We start from the raw sequence: 18,208 nt of genomic DNA, 5'->3' as shown, positions 1-18,208 counted from the left end.
GAATTATAAGAATGATTTTTCTATTTTCCGACACATTGTAAATTCCCAGGCGCATGCTATACTAATAACATTCTAATACGATTCACTCATATAATCGCAGAGATAGGGTCTGCAAGTTTCTACCGATTTGCCGTAAACAAATCGACTATGGGTAGCAAGAAGATAAAAGAGGCGTGCTTGTTAAAATGCGCGCACGCTTTTGTTTTTTCTTTCGGTCGGAAGCCCGGATGATTTTGCTCCACTCATGGTATGAATGGATGCATGATCATCGGGCTTTTTTTATGTCTTTTGGGCTTGATGTCTCTTGAACTTGAAAATGGGAAGGGAGAAGGAACTAGTGGAGTTGTTGAAAAGTAAAATTGTACAGGATGGGAAAGTATTATCTGATCAGGTGTTGAAAGTGGATACGTTCTTGAATCATCAAATCGATCCACCTTTAATGCAAGCGATAGGTGAAGAGTTTGCGGTGCGATTTAAAGACGAGGGTATTACAAAAATCCTCACGCTTGAATCATCCGGCATTGCACCTTCGATGATGGCGGGTTTAGTGCTTGGCGTGCCAGTCGTCTTTGCACGTAAACGCAAATCCCTAACATTGGTTGATCACTTATATACGGCAAGCGTTCATTCATTTACAAAAGGTGAAACGAATGAGGTCTCCGTTTCAAAAGATTTTTTGAAAAAAGAGGATACGGTATTAATTATCGACGATTTTCTAGCAAATGGACAAGCTGCACTTGGACTTTTGGATCTCGTCGAACAAGCAGAAGCGCAAGTGGCAGGTGTCGGTATTGTCATTGAAAAGGGATTCCAGCCTGGCGGGGATATGATTCGCAAACAAGGGATCCGTGTGGAATCACTTGCTATTATCGCTTCGCTTGAAAACGGGGAAGTTGAGTTTGTTGAGGAGGCAATTACTGAGTGAAGAATTCAATTCAGTCAACCGCGTTAGGTCTTCAACATGTATTAGCGATGTATGCAGGTGCAATTCTTGTCCCTTTGATCGTAGGGGAAGCGCTGGGCTTAACATCAGCGCAATTGACCTATCTTGTTTCGATTGACATCTTAATGTGCGGAGTTGCAACGTTGTTTCAAATTATGAATAACCGATTTTTCGGTATCGGTTTACCGGTTGTGTTAGGTTGTACGTTCACGGCAGTCGGACCAATGATTGCGATTGGCGGTGAGTCCGGAATTTCTGCGATTTATGGTGCAATCATCGTATCGGGGATTTTCGTCATTGTCATTAGTAAATTTTTCGGCCAACTTGTTCGTTTCTTTCCGCCTGTCGTGACGGGTTCCGTTGTCACGATCATCGGAATTACGCTCATCCCGGTTGCTATTAACAATATGGGAGGAGGCCAGGGAGCGCCTGATTTTGGATCGACTACGAATATTACACTAGCATTCGGTACGTTACTTTTTATTATCCTTGTCTATAAATTTTCTACTGGTTTTATTCGAGCGATTTCAATTTTGCTTGGCTTAGTCGCAGGTACGGTTTCTGCTGCTTTTATGGGGCTTGTCGATTTTGCTGCGGTCCGTGAGGCGTCCGTTGTACATATCGTGCAGCCGTTTTACTTCGGTTTCCCGACTTTCGAGTGGTCGGCTATTTTGACGATGTGTTTGGTCGCGATGGTTTCGCTTGTAGAATCGACAGGCGTTTACTTCGCGCTTGGCGATATTTGTGAAAGAGATATCAAGAAAAAGGACTTGGAAAAAGGATACCGTGCGGAAGGGCTTGCCATTGTGCTAGGCGGGATTTTCAATGCATTTCCATACACTGCTTTCTCGCAAAACGTCGGTTTACTTCAAATGTCAGGTGTCCGATCCCGCAAAGTGATCTTAATTGCAAGTTTGATGTTGATCACACTTGGATTCATCCCTAAAATCGCAGCGGTAACAACCATCATTCCGACAGCAGTGCTAGGCGGTGCTATGATCGCGATGTTCGGGATGGTCGTTGCTCAAGGGATTAAAATGTTGAGTAAAGTGATGGGCGGATCCCAAGAAAATTCAATGATCATCGCTTGTTCGATCGGAATGGGTCTTGGTGTGACGGTTGTACCGGAAATTTTCGCACAGTTGCCATCCGGTTTGAGAATTTTAACAAGCAATGGAATTGTTGCAGGCAGTATGACTGCCATTATTTTGAATATCCTTTTCAATATGCTTCCTTCCAAAAACAGATCAGTTGCGGGAGCGGAGCAGGCAGAAAAGACCACACAATTGTCTGAACAAAAAGCATAAACTGATTCGGCAAGTTTGTCTTACTAAACGTGAAAGTCCCTGAACCATTTTGGTTTGGGGCTTTTCGCGTTTTCTAAATCATATTCACGGGTAAAATGAGAATAGTTGTGGAATACTGATTGCTCATAAGCTTGTGGAAGAGGCGGACGGATATTTACCTAGTCACCATTTACTTATGTCTTGTTGTTTGATAAACTCGTTTAGTTGTCTGACGTCAGACGAAGAAACTCATCATTTCGTTGTGTGAATTGGCGTACTAGAAACAAAATTTCAAATGGAAAATTTCCATATAATGAGGTGTCTTTGGTGAATTTATTGTGGGGACTTTTCGGCATCATTGTCGTGTTGGGGATTGCATTCCTTTTCTCGAATGGAAAGAAATCAATCAACCTGCGGACCATTGTTGGCGGTTTGATCATCCAAATATCGTTTGCATTTATCGTGTTGAAGTGGGAAGCGGGAAAACTCGGCTTAATATGGTTTTCTGACAAAGTGCAAAATGTCATTAATTATGCGGAGGAAGGAGTGGCCTTCCTATTTGGACCGGCAGCGGATACGGAAGGATTCGGTTTTGTTTTTGCTTTCCAAGTGCTGACCATTATCATTTTCTTCTCGTCTTTGATTTCCGTACTGTATTATCTGGGTATTATGCAATGGGTGATCCGGTTGATCGGAGGCGGGCTATCGAAGCTCCTAGGAACGAGTAGGGCGGAGTCCGTGTCTGCGGCTGCGAATATTTTTGTTGGGCAGACGGAAGCTCCGCTTGTCATCCGGCCTTTTTTGGCAAACATGACAAAGTCCGAACTTTTTGCGGTCATGACAGGCGGTCTTGCATCCATTGCGGGTTCTGTCCTGGCGGGTTATGCATTGTTAGGTGTCCCGCTCGAGTATTTGATTGCGGCGAGCTTTATGGCTGCTCCGGCAGGGCTGATCATGGCAAAAATCTTCATTCCTGAAACGGAAAAATCGGATGTTGGCGATTTTGAGATGGAAAAAGATCAGGAATCAGTAAACGTTATCGATGCGGCGGCGCGTGGTGCGGGGGACGGGTTGAAACTGGCGCTCAATGTTGGTGCAATGCTATTGGCATTCGTCGCGCTCATCGCACTTGTCAACGGAATGTTAGGCGGTGTCGGGAAGTGGTTCGGCAACGATTCGTTGACGCTTGAAGGTATATTAGGCGTTCTGTTTTCACCGCTCGCCTTCGCAATTGGTGTTCCGTGGTCCGAGGCGGTTACTGCGGGCAGTTTCATCGGCCAGAAATTAGTATTGAACGAGTTTGTCGCCTATGCGGCATTCGCACCGGAAATTCCAACGCTCAGCCCTAAAACAGTCATCGTCGTCAGCTTTGCCTTATGCGGCTTTGCCAACCTGAGTTCGTTGGCCATTCTCCTCGGTGGATTAGGGGCACTTGCGCCAAGCCGACGTCCAGACATCGCACGACTCGGCATCCGAGCAGTCTTTGCCGGGATGCTAGCTTCACTATTGAGCGCAGCCATCGCAGGCATGTTCATCTGAATCAAAATAAATAAAAATAAACCGTAAAAAGACAGGATGTGCATGAAGCCATCCTGTCTTTTCACGATTATTCCGTATCCTTGTCCATCGGTTCGTCTGTGTTGCTATCGATATCGGCATCCGCATCATCATCCACATCGATATCTGTATCGTCCACTCCGTCATCCGGGACAACTTCAACCGGCGGAGGAGTATTGACATCGACATCCGTATTGCCGTCATCGTCGTCATCCGCGCAACCGGCAAGCAAACCTACTGATAGCAATGCTGCGGTTCCCGCCTTCAACCATTTTTTATCTAGGCTCATTGTCCATTTCATCCGTATCTCCTCCAAAAATTCTTAAGTGATTTTACTGCCTAATTCTGGGATACCCTAATTTCTTATCATCAACCATTTCATTTTCGTTACAAAGTTATTACGTTTCTTCATACGGACAGAGTTAGAATAGCGGATGGAAAGGGTTCGTGATTGATGAATGCGAAAAAGGTGGACACCTGAATGTTAGGGGTGTCCACCTTTTGTTATTCATTACAACGGTCGCCAGAGCTTCCCTCATCTGAAAAAATCATAGCCGATGCGCCTTATATTGATGTGTGGCCACAACACTTTTCAGAAGGTTGATGTCATGCTGTGATACTTTTTTCTCATAGGCGATGACTGAATCCAGTAACTGCCCTACAGTACGGGCGCCAATGAGGGCAGAAGCAACTGTCTGTTGGTCAAGAACGAATGCCATTGCGGCTGCATGTAGATCTTCCGCCTGTTCACTAAGTGTTTGAACAGTTTGAAGCAATTCTTGTGCATCATATTCAACAAAACCGTTTGCTTTCCCGGCCCTTGTCAATCCCTCAGCTGTTAGGAATCCTTTGGCAATTGTTCCGCGTGTGATAACGGATGCGCCTGCATCCTGGATCATCGGAAACCATTCTTCCGGCCTCCGGTCCAGTAAGCTGTATTGCATCATAACAGAAATGGCGGAACTGTTCGCCAAAAATCGTTGAATGACGTTCGGGCGGATCGATGAAATGCCATATTGGCGAATCAGACCTTCTTTTTTCAAGCTTTCGAATGCCTCGATTGTTTCGTCTACATTGTCTTCCATCGTGCCGCCATGAAGCTGGTACAAATCGATATAATCCGTCCCAAGCCGCAACAGGCTTTTTTTGACTGCATCCATAATATGTGCTTTGGAAGCATCCCAAGTCCAACCGTCACCGCCCGGATTCAATTTATTTCCGGCTTTGGTCGCCAGTATAATTTCGGATCGTTTGCCTTTCAAAGCCTGTCCGACGATTTCTTCATTTTTTCCACCATCGTATAAATCGGCGGTGTCAAAAAAATTGATGCCAGCGTCGATGGCTGCATCCATGATCAGTTGAGACGCTTTCAAATCATCCGGTAAAGACATGCAGCCAAGCCCGATTTCAGAAACGAATATTCCGCTTTTCCCTAGTTCTCTTTTTTTCATTCAAGCACCCCCTGTTTTTTACATGTTACAATGACAACAGAGGAAATTCTATAAGAAAGGTTTGATTGGATGAATCGCTTTGAAGAAAAAACGCTAGCAGGGGAAACGATTTACGAAGGGAAAATCATTACACTCCGCTTGGAGGAAGTGGAGTTACCCGATGGTAAGACGGCAAAACGAGAATTGATCAAGCATCCGGGGGCAGTTTCCATTATCCCGATTACGAAAGAAGGTAAACTCGTTCTTGTCGAGCAGTATAGAAAGGCGCTGGAACGTTCACTCATTGAAATTCCGGCAGGGAAAATTGATCCCGGTGAGGCACCGGAAGTGACGGCTGTGCGGGAACTCGAAGAAGAAACGGGTTATGGGGCAAAGGAATTCACTTATTTGCAGTCCTTTGCAACATCGCCAGGTTTTGCGGATGAAGTGATTCATTTGTATGTAGCGCAAGGTCTTTATAAAGTAGAAAATCCGGCAGCGGGTGATGAGGATGAATTTATCGGCTTGCTGGAAGTGACGATTGAAGAAGCGGAGGAGATGGTCGCTTCAGGAAAAATCTTCGATGCGAAAACAGCTTTTGCAGTGCTCTATGCGAAAAATCTTTTAAACAAGTGACCTAAATTGGGATGGACGGGCATATATTGTACAAGGTGAAACGTCAATCTTGCATTGTAAAGGCGTCTACGTTGAACCTATCGTTTTTACGGACAATCGTATTTCTTGTCTATCATTTGGTAGGGGAAAGCTGTTGTCCATAAAAGCGGGACAATCTATGCGGAGGTGCAACCTATGGTCCGTTCCCTATCGTTTATCCACTTATTTGTCATTCTTGCGGTCGGTTTTATCGGGGGCGCCCTATTGTTTCGGGAAATGCCTACGTCTGTCATTGAGAAAGTGATCTTGTTTTATGATGGTCGCGTTGTACAAGGTCATGATGTCGGATATAGCAGACCGATTGGAACGACTGCGTTCTTTTTTGTGTTAGTGTTTGTACTGTCGGCCTTTGAGAAAACTCGATTTCTAGTTCTTTTTCTAGGGGCGGTGAAGTGTGTCCTTTTTGGCTTGTCCTCATCTTATCTGATCAGTTCCGGCGCTAAGATGATGGCGTATTCGATTTGGTGGTTTCCATTCCAATTCATCGGTTGTTTCCTTTTTCTTGTCTATTGTGCGGTCCTGCACCCTCCTTTTTTCACACGTACGACAATCGGGAAAAGTAGAAATTTGCGTCCGTTACCACTGCTCATCGGATTATCGGTTGCTGTGTTGGCGAGTGAAATTATTATTTTTCAATTCATGTCGTAGTGGAAAAGTTCTTGTAAAGTGTCAAACTGTTTCCTTTCTGTTGTCAGAAGGAAAGTCCATTTGCTATAATGGAATCAGTTTGAGGGGGGCGTCGTATGGAGAGCCGAATCGATCGGATAAAAAAACAATTGCATGGTGCAAGCTACAAGCTGACACCACAGCGTGAAGCGACGGTTTTGGTCCTCCTTGAGCATGAGGAAGACCACCTAAGTGCAGAAGATGTGTTTTTGCTAGTTAAAGAGAAAGCACCAGAAATCGGGCTTGCAACCGTTTATCGCACACTTGAATTGCTGACAGACCTTAAAATTGTTGAAAAAATCAATTTTGGTGACGGAGTGTCGAGGTATGATCTTCGACAAGAGGGGGCTGCCCATTTCCATCATCATCTTATTTGTCTTGAATGTGGAAAAGTAGATGAAATTAAGGAAGATCTTCTCGGCGAAGTTGGGAAGATCGTTGAGAACCGATTTGAGTTTGCGATTAAAGACCATTGGCTAACGTTTCATGGCATTTGTAAAAGGTGTAAATCTGATGCGGAAGACCGTGAGGATTGAAAAAGGGATGGCGTGATGCTATCCCTTTTGTCGTTGGAGAATGTCTCGAAGCGCTCGAAAGGAGGCAAGGAATTGTTTTACATAAAAAATGTGACCATTTCCTGCAACTTATGAAGAGTACACGTTTTGTTCTGGAAGATTATATGCATTTTCTACAAGTGGAAAGGCAATTATCAGGGAATACACTCGTTTCTTATCGGAGAGACCTTGAAGAGTATTTGGATTTCATAGAACAGCGTCAGTTTAAAACAATGGATGAAGTGGATCGGATAGCGATCGTGGAACATCTCCGCCGCTTGCAAGAGAGTGGCAAATCAGCACGGACAGTGTCCAGGCATATTTCTTCCATCCGATCATTTCATCAGTTTCTCCTGCGCGAGAAAGTGACGACACAAGATCCGACTGTCCATTTGGAATTGCCTAAACTCGAACAGAAATTGCCGCGTGTTTTGTCGATGGACGAGATTGATAGATTGATTGCTAGTCCGGATCGTTCCAAGCCGCAAGGGGTTAGAGATCATGCTTTGTTGGAAATCCTGTATGGTACAGGAATGCGGGTCAGTGAACTGATTGGTTTGGATGTGGAAGATATTCACTTATCAATGGGGTTCGTCCGTGTTTTCGGAAAAGGGGGAAAAGAGCGGATCATTCCGCTTGGCGGCAAGGCGATCGCCGCTTGTCGGACATATATCGAGGAAGCGCGCCCTGTTTTTCTCGCAAAAAAGAAAAATACCGATGCTTTATTTGTCAATATGCGGGGCTCCAGGTTAACGCGCCAAGGTTGTTGGAAATTATTGAAGGGGCATGCGTTAGAAGTGGGTATACAAAAACAGATGACACCTCATATATTGCGGCACTCGTTTGCCACTCATCTGATTGAAAACGGTGCAGATTTACGGGCCGTTCAGGAAATGCTTGGGCATGCTGATATCTCTACGACACAAATCTATACGCATGTCAGTCGTTCCAGATTAAAAGAGGTGTATGTTAAGTTCCATCCGAGAGCATAACGAACTTGGATTGAAAACGGATTCATAGTAGGAGGAATAACAATATGGGAAAAGAATTATTCAAGCGTGTCCATCTGATTGTACTTGACTCTGTCGGTATCGGTGAATCACCGGATGCTCATTTATTTGGAGACAAAGGTGCGCATACTTTAGGGCATATCGGAGAAGCGATGAAAGGACTCCGTATGCCAAATATGGGGAAACTTGGCCTATCGAACATTGAGGGAATTCAAGGGGTCGCAGTGGCAGAAGAGCCCATTGCCTGCTATGGAAAAATGCAGGAAGCGTCTGTTGGAAAAGATACAATGACAGGTCATTGGGAGATTATGGGTCTTAATATCGATAAACCGTTCAAAGTCTATCCAAACGGTTTTCCGCCAAAACTTATTGCTCAACTTGAAGAACGAACTGGCCGTAAAGTAATCGGCAACAAACCGGCAAGCGGCACGGCCATTTTGGATGAGCTAGGGCAAGAGCATATGGAAACGGGTGCTCTAATCGTCTACACTTCCGCGGATCCCGTATTACAAATTGCAGCGCATGAAGACATCATTCCGCTGGAGGAGCAATATCGTATTTGTGAGATCGCAAGAGAATTGACACTTTCACCGGAATACTTGGTCGGTCGCATCATTGCACGTCCGTTCATCGGGGAACCGGGCAATTTCAAACGTACGACAAACCGTCATGACTATGCGTTGAAACCATTCGGACGGACAGTTATGAACGAGCTCAAGGATGCGGGGAAAGATGTCATTGCGGTCGGCAAGATTTCGGATATCTTTAACGGAGAGGGCATTACGGAATCGGTTCGGACGACAGGCAATATGGATGGTGTCGACCAACTCTTGAAAGTGATGAATCAAGATTTTGCTGGTCTCAGTTTCACAAATCTGGTGGACTTTGATGCCTTGTACGGCCATCGAAGAGACCCGATTGGCTATGGCAATGCACTGCAAGATTTTGATGGGCGTTTGCCTGAAATTATGGATGCCCTGGGTGAGGAGGATCTGTTGATCATCACGGCGGACCATGGCAACGACCCTGTCCATGCGGGAACAGATCATACGAGAGAATATGTTCCGCTTCTCGTCTATTCGCCATTATTGAAAAAAGGCGGCGAGATTCCGCTGCGAGAAACCTTCTCGGATATCGGTGCGACGATCGCTGACAACTTCAACGTGCCATTGCCGGAATTCGGTGAGAGTTTCTTATCTCTATTAAAAGAAAAGGTGTGATGACAGTGTTCAGAATGGTTGATGTAATCGAGAAAAAACGCAATGGTGAAAAGCTTACGAACGAAGAAATCACTTTTTTTGTGAACGGCTATACCGACGGATCCATTCCCGATTATCAAGCCAGTGCACTTCTCATGGCCATTTACTTCCAAGGGATGGATGCTGAAGAACAAGCCTCGTTGACGATGGCGATGGTCGAAACCGGTGATCAGATCGACCTCGCCAGTATCGAAGGCATAAAAGTGGATAAACACTCGACTGGTGGCGTGGGCGATACGACGACTTTAATCTTGGCACCTTTAGTAGCGGCTTGCGGGGTGCCCGTTGCCAAAATGAGCGGCCGAGGCCTTGGCCATACAGGAGGGACGCTCGATAAGCTTGAAGCGATTGATGGATTTCATATCGAGTTGTCCGAAGCGCAGTTTGTGAAGCAAGTGAATGATCTGAAACTGGCAGTGATCGGCCAAAGCGGGAACTTGACACCTGCGGATAAAAATCTGTATGCACTGCGCGATGTGACCGCTACAGTCGATAGCATACCACTAATCGCAAGCTCCATCATGAGCAAGAAAATTGCCGCAGGAGCGGATGCCATCGTCCTTGACGTGAAGACGGGCGACGGCGCTTTCATGAAAACGGTGGAAGAATCGAGAGCGCTTGCGGAATCGATGGTTGCAATCGGTAAGCAAGTTGGCAGGAATACGATGGCCGTCATCTCGGATATGAGCCAACCACTCGGGTACGCAATTGGCAATGCCCTTGAGGTGAAGGAAGCGATCGAGACATTGAAAGGCCAAGGACCCGCTGATCTCACGGAACTTTGCCTTGTACTCGGGAGTAAAATGATTGTAGCCGGTGGCAAAGCGAATTCCCTTGAAGAGGCTCGTACGATGCTCGAAACGGTCATTGCGGACGGTTCTGCACTGGAGCTATTTGGCAAACTGATTGAAGCACAAGGCGGGAACGCACAAATTATACAGGATACTTCACTACTACCAACTGCAACGTATCAGATTGAAGTGCCGGCTCCAACAACGGGCTATATTGCAAAAATGGAAGCGGATGATATCGGAGTGGCAGCGATGCTTCTTGGTGCTGGAAGAGCGACAAAGGATGATGAAATCGATTTGGCGGTCGGTATTGTGCTAACTAAAAAAATCGGGGATACCGTACAGCAAGGCGAGCCGCTTGCCATCATCCATTCGAACACACAAAATGTCGAATGCTCCATCTCCCTGATACAAAAACATATTTCCATCTCCAAGAACCCGGTTGACAGTCCACAACTGATCGGTGAGATGATCACCGGTTAAAAAAAGCTCTCCCATTCACCTGAATCATACAGGGAATGGGGGAGCTTTTTTAATTGAAATCAATGAGGTGTATTCTAAGTGCTCATGGCCATGTTGTTCACGCTCAAACTCTCTCGTGACTGCTCATAGCCACGATGTACGCGCTCAACCCCTCTTGTGAGTGCTCATAGCCATGATGTATGCGCTCAACCCCTCTTGTGAGTGCTCATAGCCATGATGTATGCGCTCAATCCCTCGTGCGAGAGCCCATAGCTATGTTGTAGTCGCTCAATCCCTCGCTCAAGTGTTCATACCTATGTTGTACACGCTCAAACCTTCATCCAAATGCTCATAACTACTCCTAACTTATGCAATCGCTAATACTCCAATTTCTAACTGTAATCCCTACCCATTTCATTTTCGATTTTTTATCCTAAATGTGTAAATCGTTTACAAGATGTACATACTTTCAACAGTAAAGGGCATTGTCGAAAATTAAGAAGTTTGCACGCTCGATGACTAGTTCTGTCATGAGAGAGGGTTCGGCCCTTCTAATGTGGAATATTCCGCTAGAAGGAGGGGGTTCAGCATGGCTGACATCGAAATATTAGACAATGGTATTTTAGTTGCGACGTTGCGTGGAGAATTGGACAATCATAAGGCAAATCGCATTCGGACGCAAATTTCTGCTTCCATCTTCACTGGGCAAGTTCGTGCGGTAATTTGGAACTTGGAAGGGCTTGGGTTCATGGATAGTGCCGGGATTGGACTAATTTTAGGAAGAATGCGCGACTTAGCGCCAACTGGAGGAGAAACACTTATTTTGAATCCATCGACTACGATGGAGAAAATATTCAATTTTTCCGGTCTGGGACCTAATATCAGACATTGTACGGTCGACATGGCGATCGGGGAAATCGGAGGGGTTTTACATGAACAATGAAATGACATTATCATTCGTCGCAATTGAAGAAAACGAAGCTTTGGCAAGGATGGCGATGACTTGTTTCATCACGCCTCTCGATCCAACGATTGAAGAAATTTCAGAATTCAAAACGATTGTATCGGAGGCGGTCACGAACGCCATTATCCACGGGTATGAATGTGATGGAAAAAGTATGGTGACATTGCACGCAGTCATTGAGGGCAACAAAGTCGTCATGACAATCAGTGATGAAGGTGCGGGTATTTTTGACGTGGATCAGGCGATGGAGCCGATGTTCACTACGCGTCCATTCATGGAGCGTTCTGGGATGGGATTTACGATCATGGAAAGCTTTGCCGACAGTTTGACTGTCGAATCCGTACTAGGGAATGGAACAGTCGTCAAGTTCGAGAAAACATTTTCTCCCGTAACGGAAGCAAGCAGAATGGGGTGACTTATGGACGCGTCTGTTGATGTACAAGCCACTTTGTTGACCCAGGAGAAAATGAGGGAACTGATTCAGTTCTCGCAAGAAGGCGACAAGGAAGCGCGTCGAATGATGGTAGAAGGGAATACGCGTCTCGTCTGGTCCATTGTTCAACGGTTTGCTTCCCGTGGAGCCGATCCTGAAGACTTATTCCAAATCGGTTGTATCGGGCTGATGAAGTCGATCGATAAATTCGATCTGAGCTATGATGTTAAATTTTCCACCTATGCCGTTCCGATGATCGTTGGCGAAATCCAACGTTTTCTCAGGGACGATGGGATGGTTAAAGTAAGCCGGTCGATTCGGGAACTCAGTTTCAAAATTCGGCATGCTACGGATGATTATATTAAGAAACATGGCAAGTCGCCATCGGTTTCGGAAGTAGCGGCAGCATTGGATGTTCCGGTCGACGATATCATTTTGGCATCTGATGCACTGCGAGATCCTGCTTCGCTTCATGAACAATTGTATGAGAGTGAAGGGGACAGCTTGACGCTCATGGATCAATTGCGGGACGACCGTTCTGAAAGAGTATTTGATCATATACCGCTGCGTGATGTCATTTCGAAGTTGAATAAAAGAGATCAGACCATCATTTATATGCGGTATTATTTGGACTGCACACAAAGTGATATCGCAGAACGCATTGGCATTTCACAAGTTCAAGTATCCCGTCTCGAAAAGAAAATATTAGCCCAACTGAAATCATGGATGGGGGCTAATGCGGAGGAAAGTATTGCAAAAGTGAGGACGGATTAAAAAATGAAACAATTATTCCATTCAATGGAAGAAGCACAAGAGTGGTTTTATAGTCGTTTTGGAAAAGACAAAACATTCGATGCCACGGTAAGATCTGTTCATCTTTGGGAGATGCCCGTTTTACTGCTCTATATTAATGGACTGGTAGATGGTGCAACCATTACGACATTATTAACAGAAATGCAAGCGAATACAGGAAGACCGGAAGAAGAAGAAGGGGACGGAGCAGATCAGTTCCTCTCCTTTTTTCCTTATCATGCGGTCTCCGATGTTCAAGATGCCGATGAATTGTTGACGGCCATTTTAAGTGGGCAAGCTGCATTTGTCACACCGGAAGGATATGCCTTCACGATTGATATTCGGAATTATCCCGGCAGGCAACCCGATGAACCGGACAATGAAAAGGTAGTACGGGGTCCGAGAGATGGCTTTACGGAAAACCTAATTCAAAATACAGCGCTAATCAGAAGGCGACTCCGTACAGAAGATTTGCGATTTGAAATGCATAAGGTGACGTTGAACGGAAAAACGGATATCGCCATCACTTATATGCAAGGTGCTGCAAATGAAGGGAATCTCGACTATATCCGTCAGCGACTTGATGATATCAAACATGATGGATTAACGATGACAGATAAATCGCTGGAAGAGTTTTTGTTCAAGCAGCGTTTTCATCCGATGCCGTTTGTCCGTTTTACGGAGCGTCCAGATATTTGTGCAGCCCATCTATTGGAAGGGCATATCGCCATCATCGTGGATACGTCGCCGTCCGTCATTCTCGTACCGGCAACGATGTTCCATCATCTGCAACATGCTGAAGAATATCGGCAAGCGCCACTGATTGGAACGGTTGTTCGATTTATTCGTTTGATCGGCTGGGTATTGAGTCTTATCATTTTGCCGTTCTGGTATTTGGTGGCAACAAAACAACATTATTTACCTGACTTCCTCAGTTATATCGGGCCGAAAGATATAGGGGAAATTCCGTTGCTCGTTCAACTGCTCATTGCGGATGTCGGAATTGAAGTGCTCCGGATGGCTGCCATCCATACGCCGACTCCGATGTCGACTGCCATGGGACTTGTTGCAGCGATTGTCATCGGGCAAGTCGCAATTGACGTTGGCTTATTCACCCCGGAAGTTGTCCTATATGTTGCGGTCAGTGCCATTTTTACGTTTGCGATTCCCTCTTATGAATTAAGCTTAACAACAAAGATTTTCAGAACTTGTATACTGTTGGCAACTGCATTGTTTGGTGCGGGAGGTTTCTTCTTATCGATAGCGGTTCTTTTTTACTATTTGTGTACGCTGCATCCGATGCGAGTGCCTTATTTATGGCCGCTCGTACCATTTTTTCCACGTGCGATGGTGCGTGTTCTTATTAGGTTCCCGATGACTATGGATGTCCCGCGTCCCTATATTACGGACTCGCCAAACCGGGATCGTGTATCATAGGTTCCGTCTAGCCTCCGGGCGTCTAAACAGGCGCCCTCCGCTTTTGTTTATATTGCCCTTCCCTACGCTGTTATGATAAAGTTTACTGTATCTAAGTTCGGAAGGGGTAGGCATTATGCATTTATACGGAACTCAAACAGTTAATGGAAAAGGCCATCTAACAATTGGCGGTGTCGATACGGTGGATCTTGCCCATACGTATGGAACACCGCTAGTCGTCTATGACATCGCCTTGTTCCGTGAGCGGGCGAAAGCTTTTAAAGATACGTTCAATAATGTCGGGATTCGTGCTCAGGTCGCCTATGCGAGTAAAGCTTTTTCATCGATCGCCATTTATGAGATTGCCAACCAGGAAGGTCTTTCTTTGGATGTCGTTTCTGGTGGGGAATTGCATACAGCGGTTGTCGCAGGCTTTCCTAGGGAGCGGATTCATTTTCACGGCAACAATAAAAGCTATACGGAGTTACAATATGCGTTCGATGAAAAAATCGGTTGCATCGTGATCGACAATTTCTCTGAAATCGCATTAGTAAAAGAAATTGCAGAATCCCGTCAAGAGAAGATGAATGTACTCATCCGGGTGACACCTGGGGTAGAAGCGTCCACGCATGATTACATTACGACAGGGCAGGAAGATTCGAAATTCGGTTTTGATCTGAAAAACGGTCAGACAGATGAAGCATTCCGGCAACTCCACGATCATCCGTATATCAAGTTATTAGGTATGCATTGCCATATCGGATCCCAGATTTTCGAGACGGATGCGTTCCGCCTTGCTGCTGAGGCTCTGATGGAGAAAATGATCGTGTGGCGGGATGACTATGACTTCGTTTGTGAAGTGCTGAATTTAGGTGGAGGCTTCGGGATCCGGTATACGGAAGAGGATCAGCCGCTGAATCCTTCTGCGTACGTTGAAGAGATGGCGGAAGTAGTCCTCTCGTTGACACGTACCCACAATTATCCGTTACCTGAAATTTGGATTGAGCCAGGCCGATCACTCGTAGGAGATGCAGGCACATCCCTCTACACGGTTGGCAGCATGAAAGAAGTGCCAGGCGTCCGTACATATATTGCAGTAGATGGTGGAATGTCGGATAATATACGACCTGCGTTATACGGTGCGAAATATACGGCTGCTACGGCGAACCGGATGGACGAGTCGCATGAAACACAAGTGACGATTGCTGGGAAGTGCTGTGAGTCGGGTGATAAACTTATCGAAGAAGCCCATCTTGTAGAACCTGCGGAAGGTGACATCATCGCGATGTTCTGTACAGGTGCTTATGGTTATTCAATGGCAAGCAACTATAACCGGCTTCCAAAACCGGCTGTCGTGTTTTGTGAAAACGGCCATCACCAGCTTGTCGTCCGCAGGGAGACGTATGAAGATATCGTCCGACTTGATATACCATTACAACCAGTCGAACAGACGGAGAGAATATGAAGAAAAAACGCAACGTTCTCCTCTTCCTGATTATCGGAGTTGCGGCAATCATGTGGGGAGCGGTATACTGGTACTTTGTTCAACCGTTAATTGATCCAAGGTGAATGGACACCGCTTATCATTGAGAAATCGCAGTCGATCGATATCGATTGACAAAGGATTTTCAGAAAAGAAGGGATTCAAATGATGCTTGTACGTTATAAAAAAGCGAATGAAAAGATTGCGATGGGGCTGCTGTCGTATATGCCTGGCGAGAAGACTGTGAAGAAATTGCAGGAACTGATCCAGCAATATGAAACAGACGATCGCTGGCAGCTCTATCTGTTGAAAAAAGAAGATGATTTCATCGGCTTAGTCGGAGTCGAAATGGGTGAAGACGATTATACATTACAGCATCTTTCCGTCAATCCTTCTTTCCGTAGTGAAGGAATTGGAAAGGAAATGGTGAAGAAATTGCAGGCGCTTTTTCCAGGCAAGGAATGTTTAGGTACCGAAGAGACGGGAGCATTCATACAGAAATGTAGGGAAACAGAAGAAGGAGCAGATTAACGACGTCTGCCCTTCTTCTTTTCTTCGTTCAATATCTTCCTTTTCTCCACGCTATTTTGACGCTCAAGAAGAATATCGCTGCGGTCTCGCAGCATATGTTTATGAATGATCGCATCGCTTCCGAATGGAAGAAGCTCCATTGTTTGTGATGCTTCATCGATAAGTTTTGCAAGTTTGGGAGAGCGGACGATGATTGAAAATGGTTCGAATGGAAGATTCTGTTCCAAACGATCCACAACGTTCTGGGCATCCTTTATGAGACGGAGCAGATCTATTTCTTGCCCATAGAGGTCTGCTTCCCGCCCGGATAGTTGAAACCTGTTCAACGCTTTACGAATCGTACGGGAAGCACCGGCCGTATTGCCTCTGCGCCAGTGGTACATGCCTGTTGCCAGGAGGATATAAGCGGTCAACGGGTGTTTTTTATCGCCATTCGGCAAAGACTTCCAATACTCTTCCAATACTTCATGGCACTCGAAATAGTCTTGATTCTGATTGAAATAAACCATAAAATTTACGAATAGTGGATGTTGGTACGGATGCATGTCATCAGTCCTTTCATTAGCTTTAACGATAGGTAGGTGTCGAAATATGTCATATCAAGTGAAGCTCGAAGTATTTGAAGGCCCACTAGATCTATTATTACATTTAATCAACCGACTTGAAATTGATATATACGATATCCCAATGGCTGAACTGACGGCACAGTACATAGAACACCTTCAAACGATGCGTGTGCTGCAGCTGGATGAATTGAGTGAATATCTTGTTTTGGCAGCAACATTGCTGGAAATCAAAAGCAAGATGCTTCTCCCGGTCCATGAAGGAGAAGTGTTTGACGATGAGCTGGATTACGATATGGAAGATGATCCGCGTGATGAGCTCGTTGCAAGATTGATTGAGTATCGGAAATATAAAGAAGCGGCAACTAGTTTGAAAGAGAGTGCAGCGGAACGATCTGTCCATTTTACCAAATCGCCTGCAGATCTGTCGGAATTTGGGGAAGTTGTACCAAGTCAATCTGAAGAGCCGTTGAATGTTTTTGATTTGATCGGGGCTTTTCAAAAAATGCTGGACCGGAAACGGTTAAAAGCACCGTTAACCGCTCACATTTCGAAAGTCGAAATTTCTGTCGGTGAAAAGATGGACGAAATTTTGGCAACACTTGAAAGAGGCGGCGGGAAATGTGATTTCTTTTCCCTTTTTGAGGAAGGGGATACGCCGGAACTGGTCGTTACCTTTCTATCGTTGCTCGAATTAATGAAACGGCGGGAAATCATCGTTGAACAACATCACAATTTTGATGATTTGACCGTCTCATTCAGACGGGAGGAGGATTGAAATGGAAAACGATGCCCGTTTAGCCGGAATGATTGAAAGTTTTTTATTTATTGCCGGAGATGAAGGATTGTCTGTCGAACAATTGACCATCCTAACAGAGTGCCAAGAAGAGGATGTCTTGGCAGCAATCGAACGATTGCGGACAAGTTACGATGAGCGGGACGATAGCGGAATCACGTTAAAGCTGCTTGGCGGGACGTACCGTCTTGTGACCAAAGCGGAATTTGCGGATGATTTGAAACGATTGCTGGAAAATCCGACTCCGAAATCGATGACACAAGCATCTCTTGAAGTGTTGGCGATCATTGCGTATAAGCAACCTGTGACACGAGTGGAAATCGATGATCTGCGGGGAGTTAAGTCGGAAGGACCGATCAGTACGCTCATTGCCAAAGGGTTGATTATGGAAAAAGGACGTTCCGAAGGGAGTGGACGAGCGATTCTATACGGCACAACGGATTTGTTTTTGGATCGCTTCGGATTGGAATCACTCGAAAGATTGCCGCCACTCTTACAGGAGGAAGAAGACGAAGCGGGTGAAACAGACTTGTTCATGACAAAATTCCAAGAAGCGTTTGCAATGGAAAACGACGAAGGAGGAGACGATCTTTGAAA

Annotated in this window: 20 protein-coding genes and 1 riboswitch; of the genes, 17 read left to right on the top strand and 3 right to left on the bottom strand. The window is 45.5% G+C overall.

Going from position 1 to position 18,208, the window contains the following annotated elements; genetic code table 11:
- The first annotated feature begins 66 nt into the window (after window positions 1-66).
- Window positions 67-168: riboswitch (purine riboswitch) on the top strand.
- A gap of 169 nt (window positions 169-337) precedes the next feature.
- From MHZ95_RS01435 to MHZ95_RS01425, 3 genes are all read left to right on the top strand, one after another.
- Entirely contained in the window at window positions 338-925 is a 588-nt protein-coding gene (locus MHZ95_RS01435) for a xanthine phosphoribosyltransferase (RefSeq protein WP_239388707.1), read from the top strand.
- Between the two features lie 8 nt (window positions 926-933).
- A complete protein-coding gene (locus MHZ95_RS01430) occupies window positions 934-2,250 on the top strand; it encodes a nucleobase:cation symporter-2 family protein (RefSeq protein WP_370642885.1) in 1,317 nt (438 codons plus the stop codon).
- A gap of 306 nt (window positions 2,251-2,556) precedes the next feature.
- The gene (locus MHZ95_RS01425) at window positions 2,557-3,768 is read left to right on the top strand and encodes a NupC/NupG family nucleoside CNT transporter (RefSeq protein WP_239388705.1); all 1,212 of its coding nucleotides are present in this window, start codon (window positions 2,557-2,559) and stop codon (window positions 3,766-3,768) included.
- 67 nt (window positions 3,769-3,835) lie between these two features.
- Here the strand turns inward: MHZ95_RS01425 and MHZ95_RS01420 are convergent, their stop codons facing one another.
- The gene (locus tag MHZ95_RS01420; protein ID WP_239388703.1) at window positions 3,836-4,087 is read right to left on the bottom strand and encodes a hypothetical protein; all 252 of its coding nucleotides are present in this window, start codon (window positions 4,085-4,087) and stop codon (window positions 3,836-3,838) included.
- 247 nt (window positions 4,088-4,334) lie between these two features.
- Window positions 4,335-5,237: an aldo/keto reductase gene (locus MHZ95_RS01415; protein ID WP_239388701.1), complete on the bottom strand. Its 903-nt coding sequence runs from the start codon at window positions 5,235-5,237 to the stop codon at window positions 4,335-4,337.
- A gap of 69 nt (window positions 5,238-5,306) precedes the next feature.
- Here MHZ95_RS01415 and MHZ95_RS01410 point away from each other — a divergent pair, with 69 nt between their 5' ends.
- The 12 genes from MHZ95_RS01410 to MHZ95_RS01355 all read left to right on the top strand — a co-directional run bounded on the left by MHZ95_RS01410 (window position 5,307) and on the right by MHZ95_RS01355 (window position 16,252).
- Window positions 5,307-5,852 (top strand): NUDIX domain-containing protein, encoded by a 546-nt coding sequence (locus MHZ95_RS01410; RefSeq protein ID WP_239388699.1) that lies wholly within the window; start codon window positions 5,307-5,309, stop codon window positions 5,850-5,852.
- Window positions 5,853-6,026: 174 nt separating this feature from the next.
- Window positions 6,027-6,539 carry a hypothetical protein gene (locus tag MHZ95_RS01405; protein ID WP_239388697.1) on the top strand — a complete coding sequence of 171 codons (513 nt, stop codon included), beginning with the start codon at window positions 6,027-6,029 and terminating at the stop codon, window positions 6,537-6,539.
- 95 nt (window positions 6,540-6,634) lie between these two features.
- On the top strand, window positions 6,635-7,093 hold the full coding sequence (fur, locus tag MHZ95_RS01400; RefSeq protein WP_239388695.1) for a ferric iron uptake transcriptional regulator: 459 nt from the start codon (window positions 6,635-6,637) through the stop codon (window positions 7,091-7,093).
- A 110-nt stretch (window positions 7,094-7,203) separates the two neighbouring features.
- Window positions 7,204-8,103 (top strand): site-specific tyrosine recombinase XerD, encoded by a 900-nt coding sequence (xerD, locus tag MHZ95_RS01395; RefSeq protein ID WP_239389171.1) that lies wholly within the window; start codon window positions 7,204-7,206, stop codon window positions 8,101-8,103.
- 44 nt (window positions 8,104-8,147) lie between these two features.
- Window positions 8,148-9,341 (top strand): phosphopentomutase, encoded by a 1,194-nt coding sequence (gene deoB / locus MHZ95_RS01390; protein WP_239388693.1) that lies wholly within the window; start codon window positions 8,148-8,150, stop codon window positions 9,339-9,341.
- Window positions 9,342-9,355: 14 nt separating this feature from the next.
- Entirely contained in the window at window positions 9,356-10,654 is a 1,299-nt protein-coding gene (locus MHZ95_RS01385; protein WP_239389170.1) for a pyrimidine-nucleoside phosphorylase, read from the top strand.
- Window positions 10,655-11,222: 568 nt separating this feature from the next.
- Window positions 11,223-11,576: an anti-sigma factor antagonist gene (locus tag MHZ95_RS01380; protein ID WP_239388691.1), complete on the top strand. Its 354-nt coding sequence runs from the start codon at window positions 11,223-11,225 to the stop codon at window positions 11,574-11,576.
- Window positions 11,566-12,012, top strand: a complete 447-nt coding sequence (gene spoIIAB, locus MHZ95_RS01375; RefSeq protein ID WP_239388689.1) for an anti-sigma F factor — start codon at window positions 11,566-11,568, stop codon at window positions 12,010-12,012. The genes MHZ95_RS01380 and spoIIAB overlap by 11 nt, the downstream gene beginning before the upstream one ends.
- Before the next feature lie 3 nt (window positions 12,013-12,015).
- Window positions 12,016-12,804, top strand: a complete 789-nt coding sequence (locus tag MHZ95_RS01370) for a SigF/SigG family RNA polymerase sporulation sigma factor (protein WP_239388687.1) — start codon at window positions 12,016-12,018, stop codon at window positions 12,802-12,804.
- Between the two features lie 3 nt (window positions 12,805-12,807).
- Window positions 12,808-14,259, top strand: coding sequence for a spore germination protein (locus MHZ95_RS01365; RefSeq protein ID WP_239388685.1), 1,452 nt, complete (start codon window positions 12,808-12,810; stop codon window positions 14,257-14,259).
- Window positions 14,260-14,374: 115 nt separating this feature from the next.
- Complete coding sequence (gene lysA, locus MHZ95_RS01360; RefSeq protein WP_239388683.1) at window positions 14,375-15,703, top strand: diaminopimelate decarboxylase; 1,329 nt, start codon at window positions 14,375-14,377, stop codon at window positions 15,701-15,703.
- A 186-nt stretch (window positions 15,704-15,889) separates the two neighbouring features.
- On the top strand, window positions 15,890-16,252 hold the full coding sequence (locus MHZ95_RS01355; RefSeq protein ID WP_239389169.1) for a GNAT family N-acetyltransferase: 363 nt from the start codon (window positions 15,890-15,892) through the stop codon (window positions 16,250-16,252).
- On the opposite strand, the gene MHZ95_RS01350 is transcribed toward MHZ95_RS01355, so the two are convergent.
- A complete protein-coding gene (locus MHZ95_RS01350) occupies window positions 16,249-16,797 on the bottom strand; it encodes a DUF309 domain-containing protein (RefSeq protein ID WP_239388681.1) in 549 nt (182 codons plus the stop codon). The two genes, MHZ95_RS01355 and MHZ95_RS01350, sit on opposite strands and share 4 nt — an antisense overlap.
- Before the next feature lie 46 nt (window positions 16,798-16,843).
- On the opposite strand from MHZ95_RS01350, the gene MHZ95_RS01345 reads away from it, so the two are divergent.
- On the top strand, window positions 16,844-17,593 hold the full coding sequence (locus tag MHZ95_RS01345; RefSeq protein ID WP_239388679.1) for a segregation/condensation protein A: 750 nt from the start codon (window positions 16,844-16,846) through the stop codon (window positions 17,591-17,593).
- 1 nt (window position 17,594) lies between these two features.
- Window positions 17,595-18,206: an SMC-Scp complex subunit ScpB gene (gene scpB, locus MHZ95_RS01340; protein WP_239388677.1), complete on the top strand. Its 612-nt coding sequence runs from the start codon at window positions 17,595-17,597 to the stop codon at window positions 18,204-18,206.
- Window positions 18,207-18,208 lie beyond the last annotated feature (2 nt).

The organism is Sporosarcina sp. ACRSM (assembly GCF_022346545.1).
Lineage (GTDB): Bacteria > Bacillota > Bacilli > Bacillales_A > Planococcaceae > Sporosarcina.
This window is presented reverse-complemented; position numbering and strand designations above follow the sequence as displayed.